Here is an 18,006-nt window from a genome sequence, read left to right on the forward strand (position 1 = left end):
GAACATGAAAAGCATCGACCTCAAGATCCTCGACCCGCGCATGAAGGAGCTGCTGCCGAGCTACGGCACGCCCGGCAGCGCGGGCCTGGACCTGCGCGCCTGCATCGACGCGCCCCTCGTCATCGAGCCCGGCCAGACCGTGCTGGTGCCGACCGGCCTGGCCATCCACATCGGCGATCCGGGCTATGCGGCCATGATCCTGCCGCGCAGTGGACTCGGCCATAAGAACGGCATCGTTCTCGGCAATCTGGTAGGCTTGATCGACTCCGACTACCAGGGACAGCTCATGGTCTCGACCTGGAACCGCGGCCATGCCAGCTTTACGCTGCAGCCGCTGGACCGCCTCGCCCAGCTCGTGATCGTGCCGGTGCTGCAGGTGGGTTTCAACGTGGTGGAGGAGTTCGCATCGAGCGAACGGGGCGCCGGAGGATTCGGCAGCACCGGCAAACAATAACAACAGAGCACTCTAGGAGGAACATGAGCCGTATGCATTTGCGCCAGGCCGCCATTGGCATCGCCACCGCCGTCCTGCTGTCGGCCTGCGCCACGCAAGGCCCCATGCAAGCGGGCCGGCCGCTCCCGCCGGGACAGGTAGCACAGGAAGCGCCGCAAGTGACGCCGGAAATGACGGCGGCCGCCGACACCCTCACCCGCATGGCGACGCTGCAGGACCGCCTGTACAAGGTGGCCGCACCCCTTCTCATCGACAATGCGGAACTGTGCACGCGCCACGCGCGCAACCTGCTCGGTTTCACCGCCAAGAACCGCTATACCTACCCGGGTAGCTTCAACGAAGCCGCGCACCTGGTGCTGGGCATGGGCGAACGCCTGCAGGTGACCAATGTGCTGGCCGGCAGCGGCGCTGCCAAGGCCGGCCTGCGCCAGGGCGACGAACTGGTCGCCGCCGCCGGCAAGCCGCTGCCGACCGGTCCCAACGCACTGTCCCAGGCCGGCGCCGTGTTCGGCCCGATCGTCACCAAGCAGGCCTCGCTGCCGCTGACCATCGAGCGCCGCGGCCAGCAGCGCGACGTGACGGTGCCCGTCACCCGTGCCTGCGCCTTCGGCATCGAGCTCGGCAATTCGGACAACGTCAATGCCTACGCCGACGGCCAGCGCGTGATGGTCACGCGCGGCATGATGGGCTTTGTCCAGGGCGACGACGAGCTGGCCTACGTCATCGCCCACACGATGGCCCACAACATGCTCGGCCATGCGGCCAGCCAGCGCAACGCCGCCACCATCGGCAGCATCATCGACAACCTGACCCGCATCGCACCGGACACCTCGATGCTGATCGGCAGCGGCGGCATCAAGGCCATGCCGGCCACGCTCGACACCGCAGCCGACCGCCTTGCGGTCTACCTGCTGGCGCGCGCCGACTACCGCATCGAAGGCGTGTCGAGCTTCTGGAAGCGCTTCGCCGAGACCTATCCGGCCACGGTCCTGAACGGCCACACGGCCAATCATCCGTCGCTGGCCCAGCGCACGGCGACCATCGACAAGGCGGTGGCCGAAGTCAAGGCCAAGAAGGCGGACAAGAAGCCGCTGACGCCGTAAGCCGGCGCGTCACCTCCACGAACGGACGCCTGGCGCGTCCGTTTTCTTTTGTAGGGTGGTCGGCTTGCCGACCGCGCGTCCAACTGCCGGACGCGTCGCCACGGAGCATGGTCCAGCTGAACGCGCGGTCGGCACAGCCGACCACCCTACAATTCAACGCGACGCAGCGTTCGGCAGCCTCGGGCCATTTTTTGTATCATTGTTCATTCCGACCACAAGGCACCGCCATGGACAGCATCGACCTCGACGTACTTAAGACCTGCGACGCCTGGCTCGCCGCGGGCCGCCGCTGCCAGCTGGTCACGGTCATCAAGACCTGGGGCTCGAGCCCGCGCCCGATCGGCGCCACCCTCGCCGTCTGCGAAGACGGCAGCGTGGTCGGCTCGGTGTCCGGCGGCTGCATCGAGGACGACCTGATCGCGCGGGTACGCAGCAACGGCATCGAGCTGGCGCGTCCCGAGATCGTCAGCTACGGCATCAGCGCCGACGAAGCGCACCGCTTCGGCCTGCCCTGCGGCGGCACCATCGAGCTGGCCATCGAACCGCTTACCCCGGACAGCTGCATTCGTGAACTGCTGGCGCGCCTGCATGAGGGCGAACTGGTGGAGCGACGCGTTGAGCTGGCAAGCGGCGCCGTTACGCTGGCGCGCGCGCCGGCCAGCGCCATCCAGCGCGTGGAAGACGGCGTCCTGGTCACCATCCACGGTCCGCGCTGGCGCCTGTTCATCATCGGCGCCGGTCCCCTGTCGCGCTTCCTGGCCCAGGTGGCGAGCGGCATGGATTACCGCGTGACCGTGTGCGACCCGCGCGAGGAATATCGCAGCGGCTGGAGCCTCGCCGGCGTGGAACTGGTGCATGCGATGCCGGACGACCTGGTGATCGAGGCGCGCCTGGATGCGCGCAGCGCGGTGGTGGCGCTGACCCACGACCCCAAGCTGGACGACCTGGCGCTGATGGAAGCGCTCAAGTCGGACGCCTTCTACGTGGGCGCAATCGGCTCGCGCCTGAACAACGAGAAGCGCCGCGAACGCCTGAAGCTGTTCGACCTCGATGATGCCCAGCTGGCGCGCCTGCACGGCCCGATCGGCATCTACATCGGCAGCAAGACCCCGAGCGAGATCGCGATCTCGATCATGGCCGAGATGACGGCCGTGAAGAACGGCGTGCCGGCCCACATGCTGGTGCCGCATGCGGCCGCGCCCCAGCCGGCCACCGAGGTGGTCTGCGCGACCATCCGCTCGGCCCGGGCGGCGGCGTGAATTCGCGCGCAAGAACCGGATGGCGCGGCCTGCGCCGTGCCGCCACCATCGACCTTTTGTCCCCGCTACTCCCCCGATGAACACCGTGAACATGCTGCGCCTGGTGGCGCTGGCCGCCATCTGGGGCGGCTCCTTCCTCTTCATGCGCATCGCCGCCCCCGTGCTGGGGCCCGCCGTGCTGATCGAATACCGGGTGCTGTTCGCGGCCCTGTTCCTGGCCGCCGTGGCCTGGGTCATGGCGCGGCGCGGCAAAGGGGCGCCGCTCGACCTGCGCCAGCACTGGAAGCACTACCTGATGCTGGGCTTCTTCAATTCGGCCCTGCCCTTCCTGCTGTTCGCCTTTGCCGCGCGCACCCTGTCGGCCTCGGTGCTGTCGGTGCTGAACGCCACCGCGCCGATGTTCGGCGCCCTGGTCGGCGCCGTGTGGGCGCGCCAGAAGGTCTCCGGCCGCGCGGCCCTCGGCCTGGTGCTGGGCACGGTGGGGGTGAGCCTGCTGGTCGGCTTCGACCACGTCTCGGAGCGCCCCGGCGCTGCGCTCGCGATCGCAGCCGCGCTGGTGGCCGCCTTCAGCTACAGCGTGGCCAGCCAGTATGCCAAGTCGGCCAAGGCGGTGGCGCCCTTCGCCAACGCCCATGGTTCGATGTGGGCCGCCACCATTTGCGTGATCCCGGCGCTGGCCATCTTCCCCCAACCGGGCGAGCCCACGGTGGGCATCATGGCCGCGGTGCTGGCGCTGGGCGTGCTGTGCAGCGGTATCGCCTACATCCTCTACTTCAAGCTGATCGAGGAAGTCGGCACCACCTCGGCGCTGACGGTCACTTTTCTCAATCCGATGTTTGGCATCCTGTGGGGCGCGATCTTCCTGCATGAGGTGATCGGCTGGCATACGCTGCTGGGTTCCGCCATCGTGCTGGTCGGTACGGCCCTCGTGACGGGGTTCGTGCCTTCCTTCCTGCGTGCGCGCAGCGCCCAGGCGCGCTAGGGAGCGGCAATGCGCACCGAGCTCGCGATCGCCCTGCCGCCCGGCTACCGCACCGAAGACGTGCTGGCCTTCCACAGCCGCGATGCGGAAGCGATCGCGGAACAGGTGGGACCCGAGGGCCTGCGCAAGGGCGTGCTGCTCGACGGTACGCCGGTGGTGCTGGAAGTCGGTTTCAAGCCGGATGAAGCACGCTGCACGGTCGACGCCGACGGCGAGCTGACGCCGCCCCTGCTCGAGCTCGCGCGCGAAGCCCTGCTGAACATCCTGGGCCTGCGCATCGATCCGGCCGCCTTCGCTGCATTCGTGCGTGACGACCCAGCCCTGGGGCCGGTGGTGGCGCGCCAGCCGGGCCTGCGCATCATCCAGTCCGCTACCGTATTCGAGGCCCTGACCTGGGCCATCATCGGCCAGCAGATCAACCTGCCGTTTGCGATCTCCCTGCGCCGCACGTTCATCGGGCTGGCCGGCCGCCGGCATACGAGCGGCCTGTGGTGCTATCCAGAAGCGTCCGATGTGGCGCGCCTGGAACTCGAGGCGCTCACGAGCCGCAAGTTTTCGCGTGCCAAAGCGGAAACCCTGCTGCGCCTGGCGAGATTGGTCGCCGACGGCGAGGTCAAGCTCGACCGCGAGCGCCCGGTGGCCGACTTCGTGCGCGAACTGCTGGCCGTGAAAGGCATCGGCCCCTGGACCGTGAACTACGCCTTGCTGCGCGGCTATGGCTACCCCGACTGTTCACTCGAGGGCGACGTGGCCGTGCGCACGGCCTTCCACCGCCTGCTGGGCGGCGAGGCGCGGCCGGACATTCCGACGGCGCAGCGCCTGCTGGAACGCTACGCGCCGCACCGTACCATGGCGGCGGCCTATCTGTGGGCCAGCCTCAGCGAGCAGGCCGGTTGATCAATTCCAGCGAGGTAAGCTGTCGAACTGCTGGGCCCCTTCTCCTGAAAAACGTATCAGTTCCGGCAAGGGAACCGTGGCGAGATTGTCGCGGCCGTAATGGCCGCCCAGTGCGCTCGGAATCTTGAGGCAATACTTGCGCCCTTCCGCCAGCGGACCAAGCGTGGATTCCGCCAGGTGCACGACCTCGGGCATGTACCAATCGTTCAGGAAGTCCTGGTTGTAGGCCAGCGCGTCGAGTGCGGCGCGGCTGTCGGCCACCGGCTCGCAGCACAGGTCTTGCGGACGCAAGCGCCAGTAGCGCCCTTCGTCGTCGCGGATGATGAGGTTGCCGAATGCATTGGACCCAAGGACTTCGACGGCGGTCAAGCCGACCCAGCCCCAGGCCTCGTTGATGTCGTCTACGTTGATCACGTGTGCCCCCTGTAGCTTTCCAAGCGTTCCGCGTGTTGGACAAGACTGGCTGGACAACATTGCATACCGATGCGTCCGGTTTGCGCTGGATCGTGTAAGGGGAAAAAGGCTGCAGAAATTGAAAAAGCCGTTGATTCTTGCGAATCAACGGCTTTGAATTCTGGTTGCGGGGACAGGATTTGAACCTGTGACCTTCGGGTTATGAGCCCGACGAGCTGCCAGACTGCTCCACCCCGCGTCTGATGGAATGAATTATACGCCGAACCGGTCTTTTAGGCAAACCCAATCCTAGCCTGGTGTGTGATTGCAGCACAATATGGCTCAGCCGCAAGCGCACAGGCCTGCGCCGATGGCGGCATGCGGCGGGAAAATCAGTGTAAAGTAAGCACAATCTCAACCTGCCGCCCATCTATGAAATTCTGTTCCGAGTGCGCCCACCCCGTCGCCCTGGCGATTCCCGAAGGCGACAACCGGCCGCGCTATGTCTGCCCGCAGTGCCACACCATCCATTACCAGAATCCCAAGCTGGTGATCGGTTCGATTCCCGTCTGGGAACAAGACGGCAAGCTACAGGTGTTGCTGTGCAAGCGCGCGATCGAGCCGCGCTACGGTTACTGGACGCTGCCGGCGGGCTTCATGGAAAACGAGGAAACGACCGAGCAGGCGGCCGTGCGCGAAACGGAAGAAGAAGCCGGCGCCGACGTTGAACTCGGCAAGCTATTTACCCTGCTCAACGTCGCCCACGTGCACCAGGTCCACCTGTTCTACCTGGCGCGCCTGCGTAACCTGGATTTCGCGCCGGGAGAGGAAAGCCTGGAAGTCGAACTGTTCACGCAGGACGAGATTCCCTGGGACGAGCTGGCCTTCCCGACGGTCCGGACCACGCTGGAACTCTTCTTTGCCGACCGCGTCAAAGTGCGCGAGGGCGGCGAGTATGGTTTTCATAGCCGCGACATCGTCCGCCCGATGCTGGCGCCCCGCGAACCCGACTGATCCATCGAGGGCCGCATGATCCCCTGGCTCGAGCCGACTTCGCCCTTCCCCGACGTCTCCGAGGCGCTGACGATCGATGCGCCCGGCCTGCTGGCGGCCGGCGCCGACCTGTCGCCCCAGCGCCTGCTGCTCGCTTACCAGAACGGCATCTTCCCCTGGTTCTCGGAAGGCCAGCCGATCCTGTGGTGGAGCACCGACCCGCGCATGGTGCTGCGTACCGAGCGTTTCAAGGTCAGCGACAGCCTGAAGAAAACCCTGCGCAAGGTCGAGCGCAGCCGGATCGAAGGCGGCGCGTGGAGCATCCGATTCGACAGCGCTTTTGAACAGGTGATGCGCGCCTGCGCCGCGCCGCGCAAGGACGGGCCGGGCACCTGGATCTCGGAAGACATCATCGACGGCTACACCGGCCTGCACGCCATGGGCCATGCCCACTCGTCCGAAGTCTGGCTGGACGGCGAACTGGTGGGCGGCGCCTATGGCGTCTGCATCGGCCGCATGTTCTACGGCGAATCGATGTTTGCCCGGGTGTCGGACGCCTCCAAGGTGGCGCTGGCCTACCTGGTCGCCTTCCTGCGCAGCCAGGGCGTCGCGCTGATCGACTGCCAGCAGGAGACCGGCCACCTGGCCTCGCTGGGCGCCTCGCCGATCCCGCGCAGCGCCTTCCTGGCGCACCTGCGCGAAGCCATCCGCGAGCCCGCCATCACCCGCTGGGAACCCGTGGCACCGTTGGTTGACTAACAGTGACGCGGCCCCGATTTCGCTAAAATAGGTTCATCACGTCGTCTCGAAAGTTTTACATGACGCACCTAAATGACCTGCCCTTCGCCACGCTGCAGTTCTACACGACGGCGCCCTACCCCTGCAGTTACCTCGATGCCCGCCAGGCCCGGTCGCAAGTCGCGACGCCCTCGCACCTCATCAATGCAGACGTCTATTCCGAACTCGTGCGCAACGGCTTTCGCCGCAGCGGCATCTTCACCTACCGCCCGTATTGCGACGGTTGCCAGGCCTGCATCCCGGTGCGGGTCAAGTGCGAGGATTTCACGCCCAGCCGCACCCAGCGCCGCGCCTGGAAACGCCACGGCGACCTGGTGGCCATGGTGGCCAACCTGGCCTTCTCGGACGAGCACTATGCGCTCTACCTGCGCTACCAGACCACCCGCCACGTCGGCGGCGGCATGGACCAGGACAGCCGCGACCAGTACGCCCAGTTCCTGCTGCAGAGCCGCGTCAACACCCGCCTGGTCGAGTTCCGCGAGCCGAACGGCCTGCTGCGCATGGTCTCGATCATCGACGTGCTGTCCGACGGCCTGTCCTCGGTCTACACCTTCTTCGACCCGGACGTGCCGGGCGCCTCCTTCGGCACCTATAACGTGATGTGGCAGGTGAACCAGGCGCGCGAGCTCGGCCTGCAATATGTCTACCTCGGTTACTGGATCGAACAAAGTCCGAAGATGGCCTACAAGATCAACTTCCGCCCGCTGGAAGCGCGCATCAAGGGGGTCTGGAGCGTACTCGAAGCCTGAGCGCCACGGTAGAATGGCGGGAGTCATCACTACGAGTCCCCCATGTCCGACAAGCTCCTGTACTCCCTCGCCCGCCCGCTGCTGCTCTCGCTCGACGCCGAGCAAGCCCACAACCTGACCCTGCCGCTGCTGCGCCGCGCCGCTTCGCTCGGCCTGACCAAACTGTCAGCCAAGCCGGCGCCGGACCCGCGCACGGTCATGGGCATCAGCTTCCCGAACCCGGTCGGCCTGGCCGCGGGTCTGGACAAGGATGGCGCCTACATCGACGGCCTGGCTTCGCTCGGCTTCGGCTCGATCGAGATCGGCACCGTCACGCCGCGTCCGCAGGGAGGCAATCCGAAGCCGCGCATCTTCCGCCTGCCGCAGGCGCAGGGGATCATCAACCGCATGGGCTTCAACAACGGCGGCGTGGATGCCTTCGTGGCCAATGTCCAGGCCTCGCGCTTCTACCAGGACAAGCAAGGCGTGCTGGGCCTGAACATCGGCAAAAACGCCGACACCCCGATCGAACGCGCCGCCGACGATTACCTGCACTGCCTGCGCAAGGTCTACCCCTACGCCAGCTACGTGACGGTCAACATCTCTTCGCCGAACACCAAGAACCTGCGCCAGCTCCAAGGGGAGTCGGAGCTGGACGCGCTGCTGTCGCAACTGAAGGAAGAGCAGTTGCGCCTGGCCGATCAGCATAAACGCTACGTGCCGGTGGCCCTGAAGATCGCACCGGACATCGACGGCGACCAGGTGCGCAACATCGCCGGCGCCCTGCTGCGCCACAAGATCGATGGCGTGATCGCCACCAACACCACGCTCAGCCGCACTGCCGTACAGGGCATGCAGCATGGCGACGAAGCCGGCGGCCTGTCGGGCGCGCCCGTGTTCGAGCTGTCGAACACGGTGATCCGTTTGCTGAAGGCCGAACTGGGCGACGCCATCCCCATCATCGGCGTGGGCGGCATCATGCGCGGCGAGGATGCGCGCGCCAAGATCGCGGCCGGCGCCCAGCTGGTGCAGCTCTACACCGGCTTCATCTACGCCGGCCCGGCGCTGGTGCGCGATTGCGCGGCCGCGCTGCGCCGCTGAAGGAGACGACATGGAACGCCGGCAGCTGGGACAAACGGATTTGATGGTGTCGAAGCTCTGCCTCGGCACCATGACCTTCGGCGAGCAGAACACGGAGAGCGAGGCGCACAGCCAGCTCGACTACGCGCTCGAACGCGGCATCAACTTCATCGATACCGCCGAGATGTACCCGGTGATGGCGAGCGCGGACACGCAGGGCTCGACTGAACGATACATCGGCAGCTGGCTGAAGAAGACTGGACGCCGCGCCGACATCGTGCTGGCCACCAAGGTGGCGGGGCCGAACAAGATGATGCCCTGGATCCGCGGGGCCAATCACAACCTGGACGCGACCAATATCCGCGCCGCCGTCGAGGACAGCCTGCGCCGCCTGCACACCGACTACATCGACCTGTACCAGATCCACTGGCCGAGCCGGAACCTGCCGATCTTCGGCGCCAACCGCTTCGATCCGGAGGGCGAGCGGCCTGCAGTGCCGATTGTCGAGACGCTGGAAGCCCTGGACGAAATGGTGCGCGCAGGGACGATCCGCCACATCGGCGTATCGAACGAAAGTACCTGGGGCGTGTGCCAGTACATCAAGCAGGCCGAACTGCGCGGCCTGCCGCGCATCGCCACCGTGCAGAACCTGTACAACCTGACGGCGCGCCATTTCGAGACCAGCCTGATGGACGAGGCCTGCTACCGTGAAGGCGTGAGCCTGCTGGCCTACAGCCCGCTGGCTTTTGGGCAGCTGACGGCGAAGTACCTGGACGATCCGAATGCAGTCGGGCGCCTGACGGTGTTCCCGAAAAACTGGAGTCCTCGCTATGTGCGCCCGGCGGTGCTGGCGGCCACCGCGGAGTATGCAGCGCTGGCGCGGGCGCACGGAATGACGCCCGCGCAGATGGCACTGGCGTGGTGCTATTCGCGCTGGTTCGTGGGATCGACCATCATCGGCGCAACGAATCTCGCGCAGCTGAAGGAGAACATCGATGCGGCCGACCTGGTGCTGTCAGCGGAGGTGCTGAAGGGGATTGATGAGATTCACGCGCGCTACGTGAATGTGGGGCAGTAGCCCTGATGCCGGTCACTTAAAAGCTGGGGCTCATCCGTAGGGTGGGCGGGTCTCCCGCCCACGCGGTCAAATCACAGTACTGCAACCGTGCGGCTGTTCATATCGCAGCTATCACCGCGTGAGCGGGGAACCCGCCCACCCTACAATCCGGCTGACTGACTGGCATTAGGCAGTAGCCCCCACATTCACTCTGCCTGCAAGGCCTTCTCGATATCCGAGCGCGTATACCCCTGGGCAAAGCGCTCGATGAAGTGGTAGGCATACGCCCGTAGATACGAACCCTTGCGCACCGCGAGCCGCGTCACGTTCGGCGCGAACAGGTGCGAGGCCTCGATCGCCCGCATCCCCTTGTCGCGGCCGTGATCGAAGGCCATCGAGGCCACGATCCCGACACCCATCCCCAGCGACACGTACTGCTTGATGACGTCCGAATCCATCGCGGTGAGCACGATGTCCGGCGCCAGCCCGGCTTCCACGAAAGCGGCATCGATGTGGCTGCGGCCAGTGAAGCCGACGTCGTAGGTAATCAAGGGATACTCGGCCAGGTCTTCCAGCCGCAGCGGCGTGCTGGAGGCGAAGATCGGGTGGCCTTCCGGCGCCACCACCAGGTGGCTCCAGCGGTAGCAAGGGAAGGACACGAGGTCGGGGAAGGCGCTCAGGCCTTCGGTGGCGATGCCGATATCGGCCTTGCCCGACAAAACCCATTCCGCGATGTGTTCCGGTGCGCTCTGCTGCAGGGCGATGCGCACGCCCGGGAAGGCGTTACGGAAGGACTGCACCACCTGGGGCAGCGCGTAGCGTGCCTGGGTGTGCGTCACCGCCACCGTCAGGGTGCCGCTGTCTTGGGCCGCGAACTCGGCGCTGGCCTGCTGCAGGTTCTCGGCTTCCACCAGCAGGCGCTCGACGATCTTGAGGATGCCCTTGCCCGGCGGCGTGAGGCCGGTCAGGCGCTTGCCGTTGCGCTCGAAGATGACGACCCCGAGCTCTTCCTCGAGCTCGCGGATCTGGCGCGAGACGCCGGGTTGCGAGGTGAACAGCGCATTGGCCACCTCGGTCAGGTTGAAGTCGCGGCGTGCGGCTTCGCGTACGGAACGCAGCTGCTGGAAGTTCATATGCCTACCTTTCAGATACCTTCGCCGGCGTCGACGAAGACTTCGATACGGCGCGGCTTGACCACCAGGGTGTCGCCTTCGCGGAAGCCGTGGCGGGCGAACAGTTCGTTCGGCATCACCGCCTCGATCAGCTGCTGGTTGTCGGCGCGCTCGAGGTCGAGCTGGGCCAGCGGTCCGATCGCATGCGCGCGGCGCAGCTTGGCCACGACTCCACCCTTGTCGCCTTCGCCCGGCGTATAGCGCTCGACGTCGAGGTCGTGCGGACGTACGTAGCCGATGCCCTCGCCGCTGCCCGCATGCTGCGGCACGTCGAGCTTGACGTCGCCGCTGGCCAGCACGCCATCCTGCACGCGGCCGTGGAACAGGTTGACGTTGCCGAGGAAGCCGTAGACGAAAGGCGACGCCGGCTTGTTATAGACGGCATCCGGCGTGCCAAGCTGCTCGATGCGGCCCTTGTTCATCAGGACCACCTGGTCGGCCACTTCCAGCGCTTCTTCCTGATCGTGGGTGACGAAGATCGAGGTCACGTGCAGTTCGTCGTGCAGGCGGCGCAGCCAGCGGCGCAGTTCCTTGCGCACCTTGGCATCCAGCGCGCCGAAGGGTTCGTCGAGCAGCAGCACGCGCGGCTCGACAGCGAGGGCGCGGGCCAGGGCGATGCGCTGGCGCTGGCCGCCCGAGAGCTGGGGCGGATAGCGGTCGGCGATCCAGTCGAGCTGCACCAGTTCCAGCAGCTGGCGCACCTTGTCGCGGATCTGCTGTTCCGACGGGCGCTCCTTGCGCGGCTTGACGCGCAGGCCGAAGGCGACGTTCTCGAACACGGTCATGTGCTTGAACAACGCATAGTGCTGGAACACGAAGCCGACCTGGCGCTCGCGCACGTGGCGGTGCGAGGCGTCTTCGCCGTCGAGCAGGACGGCGCCGGAATCGGGATGCTCGAGGCCCGCGATCACGCGCAACAGCGTGGTCTTGCCGCAGCCCGAGGGGCCCAGCAAGGCGGTCAGCTGGCCGTCGGGGAACTTGAGCGAAACGTCGTCGAGCGCGGTGAACTGGCCGAACTGTTTACGGATGTGCTGGACTTCGATGGTCATGCTGCGTGCTCCAATATGCGTGTGTCTTCCTTGCGGGCCTGATGCAGGCGCCATTCGACAAAACTCTTCACCGCCAGGGTCACCAGTGCCAGCAGCGCCAGCAGCGACGCCACCGCGAAGGCGGCCGTGAAGTTGTACTCGTTGTAGAGGATCTCGACGTGCAGCGGCATCGTGTTGGTCTCGCCGCGGATGTGGCCCGACACCACCGAGACGGCGCCGAACTCGCCCATCGCGCGGGCGTTACACAGGATGACGCCGTACAGCAGGCCCCACTTGATGTTCGGCAGCGTCACGCGCCAGAAGGTGGACCAGCCCGAGGCGCCCAGCACCAACGCCGCTTCTTCCTCTTCCGTGCCCTGCTGCTGCATCAGCGGGATCAGCTCGCGTGCAACGAAGGGGAAGGTGATGAACAGGGTTGCCAGCACGATGCCCGGCACCGCGAACAGGATCTTGATGTCGTGCGCGGCCAGCCAGTCGCCGAACCAGCCCTGGGCGCCGAACAGCAGCACGTAGATCAGGCCGGCGATCACGGGCGAGACCGAGAACGGCAGGTCGATCAGGGTCAGCAGGATGCTCTTGCCGCGGAATTCGAACTTGGCGATGGCCCAGGCGGCGGCGACGCCGAACACCAGGTTCAGCGGCACTGAGATGCCGGCAGCGATCAGCGTGAGCTTGATGGCAGATACCGCGTCCGGATCCTTGATCGATTCGAGGTAGGTGTCCCAGCCCTTCTTCAGGGCCTCGGTGAACACGGCGGCCAGCGGCACGAACAGGAACAGAGTGAGGAAAGCCAGCGCCACCGCGATGAGCAGGTAGCGCACCCAGTTCGGTTCCAGCACGTTGGTGGTAGGCCGGCGCGCCGGGGCGGCGGCTTTCGGCGCCGCCTTGATGTTGTCGAGGACTGCGCTCATCAGTTGCGTACCCCTTTTCCTGCACGTTTGCGAGTCCACGCCTGCAGCAGGTTAATCGTCAGCAGCAGGATGAACGAGATGACCAGCATGACCACCGCGATCGCCGTGGCGCCCGCGTAGTCGTACTGTTCGAGTTTGGTGATGATGAACAGCGGCGTGATCTCGGACACCATCGGCAGGTTGCCGGCGATGAAGATCACCGAGCCGTATTCGCCGGTGGCGCGCGCAAAGCTCAGCGCGAAGCCGGTCAGCAGGGCCGGCACGATCGAAGGCAGCACCACGCGCCAGAAGGTCTGCAGCGGCGACGCACCCAGGCTGGCAGCGGCTTCTTCCAGTTCGCGCTCGGCTTCTTCCAGCACCGGCTGCACCGTACGCACCACGAAAGGCAGGCCGATGAAGGTCAGCGCCACCAGCACGCCCAGCGGGGTGAAGGCGACCTTGATGCCGAACTTGGCGAGCTGTTCGCCGATCAGGCCGTTGTGCGAGTACAGCGCGGTCAGCGTGATGCCTGCCACGGCGGTAGGCAGCGCGAACGGCAGGTCGACCAGCGCATCGACGATGCGCTTGCCGGGAAAGGTGTAGCGCACCAGCACCCAGGCGACGATGCCGCCGAAGATGACGTTGATGAAGGCGGCCAGCAGCGACGCGCCGAAGGTGAGCTTGTAGGAAGCGACCACGCGTTCGGAAGTGACGGCGGTCCAGAAGGCGTCCCAGCTCATCGTGAAGGTCTTCAGGAAGACCGCCGAGAGCGGGATCAGCACGATCAGCGCAAGGTAGAAAATCGTGAAGCCCAGCGAGATGCCGAAGCCGGGTATCACCCGGCCAGGGGATCTGCGTGGCGCGATGTGCGTCTGCACGAGGGAGGTCATGGAAGCCCTTATTACAAATTCTTCTAACGGGCTACCATATTCGCACGCAGCCCTTATATTACAAACGAAGCATTTCTTATTTGTATAGACACGGCAGCTATTACGACTTTAGAACACGAGCTTGGCGGCGACACCGGTCAGGGTGGTGGCCAGCAGCGCGCGCAGGAAGCGTTCCGGCACCTTGCGCGCCGCCATGGCGCCCAGGGTAATGCCCGGCACCGAACCGATGAGCAGGGTCAGGAGCAGCATCCAGTCGATCGAACCCAGCCACCAGTGGCCGACCGCGGCGATCGCCGTGAGCGGCACGGCGTAGGCGATGTCGGTGCCGGCCACCTCGGCCGGCGTGAGACGCGGGTACAGCATGACGAGCAGCGTGGCGCCGATCGCGCCTGCGCCGATCGACGAGACGGTGACGAGCGTGCCCAGCACGACGCCCGAGACAATGGTTGCGATGGCGAGCGCCCTGCCCTGCAGCTGGCGCCGTGGGTCCGCATTGACCCAGGCCAGCATGCGCGCGCGGAACAGCAGCGCGACCACGGTCAGCATCACGGAGCCGGCGATGGAATAGCGGATCAGCTGGCCGATCTCGGCGTCGAGCCCGCCGAAGTACTTCAGTGCAAGCGTGGCCACCAGGGCGGCCGGCAAGGCGCCCAGGCACAGGCGGCCGACGATCGGCCAGTGGACGGTGCGGTTGAAGCGGTGGGTGACGGTGCCGACACCCTTGGTGATGGAAGCGAAAGCCAGATCGGTGCCGACGGCAACCGAGGGCGAGACGCCGAACAGCAGGGTCAGAAGCGGCGTCATGAGCGAACCGCCGCCCACGCCGGTCATGCCGACCAGCAGCCCTACTGCGAATCCCGCGAAAATATACGTCGTCGACATGCCTCTACCCTTACGTTAAGCCACAGCGTAAGGGGGCTCGGCAGTAAAGCAAACAACAGGTTTCTTATTTGCTTATGCGACGGGTGGTGACCGCGTGGGCGGGAAACCCGCCCGCCCTACGGCTTATTTGTTTGGCTGCGGAGTCAGGCGCAGGTAAGGGCGCGGCGAGGTATAGCCCTTCGGATACTTTTGCTCGATAACGGCCGGATCCTGCACGGTCAGCGGAATGATGACGTCGTCGCCATCCTTCCAGTTGCCCGGGGTGGCCACGGTGTAGCCGTCGGTCAGTTGCAGGGCGTCGATCACGCGCAGCACTTCGTCGAAGTTGCGGCCGGTGCTCATCGGGTAGGTGATCGTCAGGCGCACTTTCTTGGCCGGGTCGATCACGAACAGCGAACGCACGGTGGCGGTGGCCGAGGCTTCCGGGTGGATCATGTCGTACAGGCTCGATACCGACTTGTCGGCATCGGCGATGATCGGGAAGCCGACCACGGTCTGCTGGGTTTCTTCGATGTCGCGGATCCAGTCGCGGTGCTTGTCGGCCGGGTCGACCGACAGCGCGATCGCCTTGACATTGCGCTTGTCGAATTCCGGCTTCAGCTTGGCGGTCAGGCCCAGTTCGGTCGTGCAGACCGGGGTGAAGTCGGCCGGGTGCGAGAACAGCACCACCCAGGAATCGCCCGCCCATTCATGGAAGCGGATCTTGCCGATGCTGGAATCCTGCTCGAAATCGGGGGCGGTATCGCCGAGGCGTAAGGTCATTGTCATCTCTCCAGGTGATTGGACTGCGGAAGCCGGTCACGGCCGGCCACATCAAGCCATAGTCTAAGAGGACTTGGCAATTAATCAAACGACAGGTTTGTTATTTGCTTGTACCGAGGGCGACAGGGTTGCGCCACCGTTCAGAGATAACGGTTGTACAACACAACCGCCCAGGTCGCAAGCGCCAGCAGCAGGGTCAGGGCGACGGCCGCGCTGCCCATGTCCTTAGCCACCTTGGACAGCGGATGGCGTTCGAGCGAGATGCGGTCGACGATGGCTTCGATGGCCGAGTTGATGATCTCGACGATCAGCACCAGGATCAGCACGCCGATCAGCACCAGCTTCTGGAAGCTCGACACCGGCAGCAACAGCGCCACCACGGTGGCGATGGCGATCACTACGACCTCCTGCCGGAACGCCGCCTCGCTGCGCCAGGCCCAGGACAGGCCGTCCGCGGTATTGCGGCAGGCTGCCAGCAGGCGCGCGATGCCGCGCTTGGTCTTGAATTCGCTGATCGGGTGTTCCATGTGTTTATTGAATATAAATGCCGGGCTGTCATTATGCCGCGCGCAAGACAGCTTGCACACAGCAGCCCGACGGTTTGCATCTGCGTTTCACATCATGGTATAAAGGTGTGAATACTGCACTGCACCAACCACATCATGAAAATGGAAACCCCAGAACCGGCTTCGGCGCCCGCCTCGGCCAAGACCTCGATCCAGGTGATCGAGCGCATGATGGCGCTGCTCGACGCGCTGGCCACCTATTCTGATCCGGTGAGCCTGAAGGAGCTGTCCAAGGTGTCCGGCCTGCATCCCTCGACCGCGCACCGCATCCTGAACGACATGGTTGTCACGCGTTTCGTCGACAGGGTCGAGCCGGGCACCTACCGCCTCGGCATGCGCCTGCTGGAACTGGGGAACGTGGTCAAGAGCCGCCTGTCGGTGCGCGAAGCGGCGCTCGACTTCATGCGCGCCCTGCACAAGAAGACCCAGCAGACCGTGAACCTGTCGGTGCGCCAGGGCGACGAGATCGTCTACATCGATCGCGCCTATTCCGAGCGCTCCGGCATGCAGGTGGTGCGCGCCATCGGCGGCCGCGCCCCGCTGCACCTGACCTCGACCGGCAAGCTGTTCCTGTCGATCGACGATGCGAAAACCATCCGCGGCTACGCCACCCGCACCGGGCTGGCGGGCCACAACAAGAATTCGATCACCGACCTGGCGCGCTTCGAGCGCGAACTCAGCCTGGTGCGCGCGCGCGGCTATGCGCGCGACAACGAGGAACTGGAGCTGGGAGTGCGCTGCATGGCCGCCGGCATCTTCGACGACAGCGGCAAGCTGGTCGCGGGCCTGTCGATCTCGGCTCCGGCCGACCGCCTGCAGGAAGAGTGGCTGGAAGACCTGGTGCAGACGGCGTCCAGCATCTCGGCCACCCTGGGCTACCGCCCTGCCCCGGCCATCTGACGATCGCGGGTGGCCGCCCAGAACAGCAAGGCCAGCAGGCTGATCGCTGCCCCAAGGATGCAGACGCCGCTCCAACCCGCGTGGGTGAAGCTGAGGGTCGCACCCATCGCTCCCATGCCGCTGCCAAGCGCGTAAAACAGCATGTAGGCGCCGACCAGCCGGCCGTGGGCCTCGCTGCTGGTGCGGAAAATCATGCCCTGGTTCGTGACGTGGATCGCTTGTCCGCCAAGGTCGAGCAGCACAATGCCGGCCACCAGCGCCAAGGGCGACAGGTGCATGAAGGACAGGGGCAGCCACGCCAGACACAGCAGGACCAGCGCAAGCAGGCTGGTTTGCTGGCCGCGGCCCTGGTCCACCAGGCGTCCCGCGCGGGCCGCCGCCAGCGCACCCACGGCGCCGATGAGGCCGAAGGCGCCGATGGCGGTGTGCGAGTAGCCGTAGGGCGGTGCGCTCAGGGCCAGGACCAGTGCGCTCCAGAACACATTGAATGCCGCAAACATCAGCAGCGCAATGACGCCCCGAACCTGCAGCACGCGGTTCCGGCGCAGCAGGACCAACATCGACGCCAGCAGGGCGCGATAGGTCATGGCGGAGCGGCCGCCGGCAAGTCGCGGCAAACCGCGCCACATCAGGGCAGCCAGCAACAGCATTGCCGCGGCAGCGGCGAGGTACACGCTGCGCCAGCCTGCGAGGTCGCTGATGGCGCCGGCAAACACCCGAGCCAGCAGCAGGCCGGTGAACACCCCGCCCTGGGTTGCCCCAACGATCCGTCCACGCTCGTGTTCTCCCGCGCTGCTGGCGGCATACGCAATCAGGCCCTGCGTCATGGCGGTGCCGAGCAGGCCGGTCAGGAGCATGGCCGCCAGCAGCATGCCTGGCGATTGCGCACAGCCGACCGCGACCAGCGCGACCACCAGCAAGAGTGCCTGCACCAGCATCAGGCGGCGCCGTTCGACCAGGTCGCCCAAAGGCACCAGCAGGAACAGTGCAAGGGCGCAGCCGGCCTGGGTGGCCGTGATGACCGCGCCGACCGCCGCGTGCGAGATCGAAAAGTCGACAGCAAGCGCGTCCAGCAGCGCCTGGGCGTAATACACGTTCGCGACGCTCATCCCTGCCGCGCAGGCAAACAGCCAGGCAAGGCTGGCGGGCAT

The 18,006-nt window shown here is 65.8% G+C and carries 20 protein-coding genes and 1 tRNA gene; 11 read left to right on the top strand and 10 right to left on the bottom strand.

The annotated features are described in order from the left end of the window. The first annotated feature begins 4 nt into the window (after window positions 1–4). From dut to LK539_RS03070, 5 genes are all read left to right on the top strand, one after another. Entirely contained in the window at window positions 5–454 is a 450-nt protein-coding gene (gene dut / locus LK539_RS03050; protein WP_227799432.1) for a dUTP diphosphatase, read from the top strand. A 23-nt stretch (window positions 455–477) separates the two neighbouring features. After that, window positions 478–1,557 (top strand): M48 family metallopeptidase, encoded by a 1,080-nt coding sequence (locus LK539_RS03055; protein WP_227799433.1) that lies wholly within the window; start codon window positions 478–480, stop codon window positions 1,555–1,557. Window positions 1,558–1,784: 227 nt separating this feature from the next. Continuing rightward, the gene (locus tag LK539_RS03060) at window positions 1,785–2,816 is read left to right on the top strand and encodes an XdhC family protein (RefSeq protein ID WP_227799434.1); all 1,032 of its coding nucleotides are present in this window, start codon (window positions 1,785–1,787) and stop codon (window positions 2,814–2,816) included. A 76-nt stretch (window positions 2,817–2,892) separates the two neighbouring features. After that, window positions 2,893–3,798, top strand: a complete 906-nt coding sequence (locus LK539_RS03065) for a DMT family transporter (RefSeq protein ID WP_227799435.1) — start codon at window positions 2,893–2,895, stop codon at window positions 3,796–3,798. Between the two features lie 9 nt (window positions 3,799–3,807). Continuing rightward, the gene (locus LK539_RS03070; protein ID WP_227799436.1) at window positions 3,808–4,695 is read left to right on the top strand and encodes a DNA-3-methyladenine glycosylase; all 888 of its coding nucleotides are present in this window, start codon (window positions 3,808–3,810) and stop codon (window positions 4,693–4,695) included. On the opposite strand, the gene LK539_RS03075 is transcribed toward LK539_RS03070, so the two are convergent. Both LK539_RS03075 and LK539_RS03080 read right to left on the bottom strand, forming a co-directional pair. Beyond that, window positions 4,696–5,109, bottom strand: coding sequence for a T6SS immunity protein Tdi1 domain-containing protein (locus LK539_RS03075; RefSeq protein WP_227799437.1), 414 nt, complete (start codon window positions 5,107–5,109; stop codon window positions 4,696–4,698). A gap of 161 nt (window positions 5,110–5,270) precedes the next feature. Beyond that, window positions 5,271–5,347 (bottom strand) — tRNA-Met (locus tag LK539_RS03080). A gap of 173 nt (window positions 5,348–5,520) precedes the next feature. On the opposite strand from LK539_RS03080, the gene LK539_RS03085 reads away from it, so the two are divergent. The 5 genes from LK539_RS03085 to LK539_RS03105 are packed head-to-tail and all read left to right on the top strand — an operon-like array spanning window position 5,521 to window position 9,765. After that, entirely contained in the window at window positions 5,521–6,102 is a 582-nt protein-coding gene (locus LK539_RS03085) for an NUDIX hydrolase (protein ID WP_227799438.1), read from the top strand. 15 nt (window positions 6,103–6,117) lie between these two features. Continuing rightward, window positions 6,118–6,840 carry a leucyl/phenylalanyl-tRNA--protein transferase gene (gene aat / locus LK539_RS03090; protein ID WP_227799439.1) on the top strand — a complete coding sequence of 241 codons (723 nt, stop codon included), beginning with the start codon at window positions 6,118–6,120 and terminating at the stop codon, window positions 6,838–6,840. A 59-nt stretch (window positions 6,841–6,899) separates the two neighbouring features. Continuing rightward, window positions 6,900–7,628 (top strand): arginyltransferase, encoded by a 729-nt coding sequence (locus LK539_RS03095; protein ID WP_227799440.1) that lies wholly within the window; start codon window positions 6,900–6,902, stop codon window positions 7,626–7,628. A gap of 42 nt (window positions 7,629–7,670) precedes the next feature. Next, entirely contained in the window at window positions 7,671–8,708 is a 1,038-nt protein-coding gene (locus LK539_RS03100) for a quinone-dependent dihydroorotate dehydrogenase (RefSeq protein WP_227799441.1), read from the top strand. A gap of 10 nt (window positions 8,709–8,718) precedes the next feature. After that, complete coding sequence (locus LK539_RS03105) at window positions 8,719–9,765, top strand: aldo/keto reductase (RefSeq protein ID WP_227799442.1); 1,047 nt, start codon at window positions 8,719–8,721, stop codon at window positions 9,763–9,765. Between the two features lie 185 nt (window positions 9,766–9,950). On the opposite strand, the gene LK539_RS03110 is transcribed toward LK539_RS03105, so the two are convergent. The 7 genes from LK539_RS03110 to LK539_RS03140 form a co-directional block, all read right to left on the bottom strand. After that, window positions 9,951–10,877 (bottom strand): CysB family HTH-type transcriptional regulator, encoded by a 927-nt coding sequence (locus tag LK539_RS03110; protein ID WP_227799443.1) that lies wholly within the window; start codon window positions 10,875–10,877, stop codon window positions 9,951–9,953. Window positions 10,878–10,888: 11 nt separating this feature from the next. Then, window positions 10,889–11,965 carry a sulfate/molybdate ABC transporter ATP-binding protein gene (locus tag LK539_RS03115; protein WP_227799444.1) on the bottom strand — a complete coding sequence of 359 codons (1,077 nt, stop codon included), beginning with the start codon at window positions 11,963–11,965 and terminating at the stop codon, window positions 10,889–10,891. Further along, window positions 11,962–12,876: a sulfate ABC transporter permease subunit CysW gene (gene cysW / locus LK539_RS03120; protein WP_227799445.1), complete on the bottom strand. Its 915-nt coding sequence runs from the start codon at window positions 12,874–12,876 to the stop codon at window positions 11,962–11,964. Before cysW ends, LK539_RS03115 begins: the two co-directional genes overlap by 4 nt. After that, window positions 12,876–13,745 (bottom strand): sulfate ABC transporter permease subunit CysT, encoded by an 870-nt coding sequence (gene cysT / locus LK539_RS03125; protein WP_227799446.1) that lies wholly within the window; start codon window positions 13,743–13,745, stop codon window positions 12,876–12,878. The genes cysW and cysT overlap by 1 nt, the downstream gene beginning before the upstream one ends. A gap of 108 nt (window positions 13,746–13,853) precedes the next feature. Further along, window positions 13,854–14,627 carry a sulfite exporter TauE/SafE family protein gene (locus LK539_RS03130; RefSeq protein WP_227799447.1) on the bottom strand — a complete coding sequence of 258 codons (774 nt, stop codon included), beginning with the start codon at window positions 14,625–14,627 and terminating at the stop codon, window positions 13,854–13,856. A 123-nt stretch (window positions 14,628–14,750) separates the two neighbouring features. Then, window positions 14,751–15,389 (bottom strand): peroxiredoxin, encoded by a 639-nt coding sequence (locus LK539_RS03135; protein ID WP_227799448.1) that lies wholly within the window; start codon window positions 15,387–15,389, stop codon window positions 14,751–14,753. A 140-nt stretch (window positions 15,390–15,529) separates the two neighbouring features. After that, a complete protein-coding gene (locus tag LK539_RS03140; protein WP_227799449.1) occupies window positions 15,530–15,916 on the bottom strand; it encodes a diacylglycerol kinase in 387 nt (128 codons plus the stop codon). A gap of 135 nt (window positions 15,917–16,051) precedes the next feature. Here LK539_RS03140 and LK539_RS03145 point away from each other — a divergent pair, with 135 nt between their 5' ends. Beyond that, a complete protein-coding gene (locus LK539_RS03145; protein ID WP_227799450.1) occupies window positions 16,052–16,855 on the top strand; it encodes an IclR family transcriptional regulator in 804 nt (267 codons plus the stop codon). Here LK539_RS03145 and LK539_RS03150 read toward each other — a convergent pair. Beyond that, complete coding sequence (locus LK539_RS03150; protein WP_227799773.1) at window positions 16,831–18,006, bottom strand: MFS transporter; 1,176 nt, start codon at window positions 18,004–18,006, stop codon at window positions 16,831–16,833. The genes LK539_RS03145 and LK539_RS03150 overlap by 25 nt on opposite strands.

This window comes from Massilia sp. IC2-476, from assembly GCF_020707295.1.
Classification (GTDB): Bacteria; Pseudomonadota; Gammaproteobacteria; order Burkholderiales; family Burkholderiaceae_D; genus Telluria.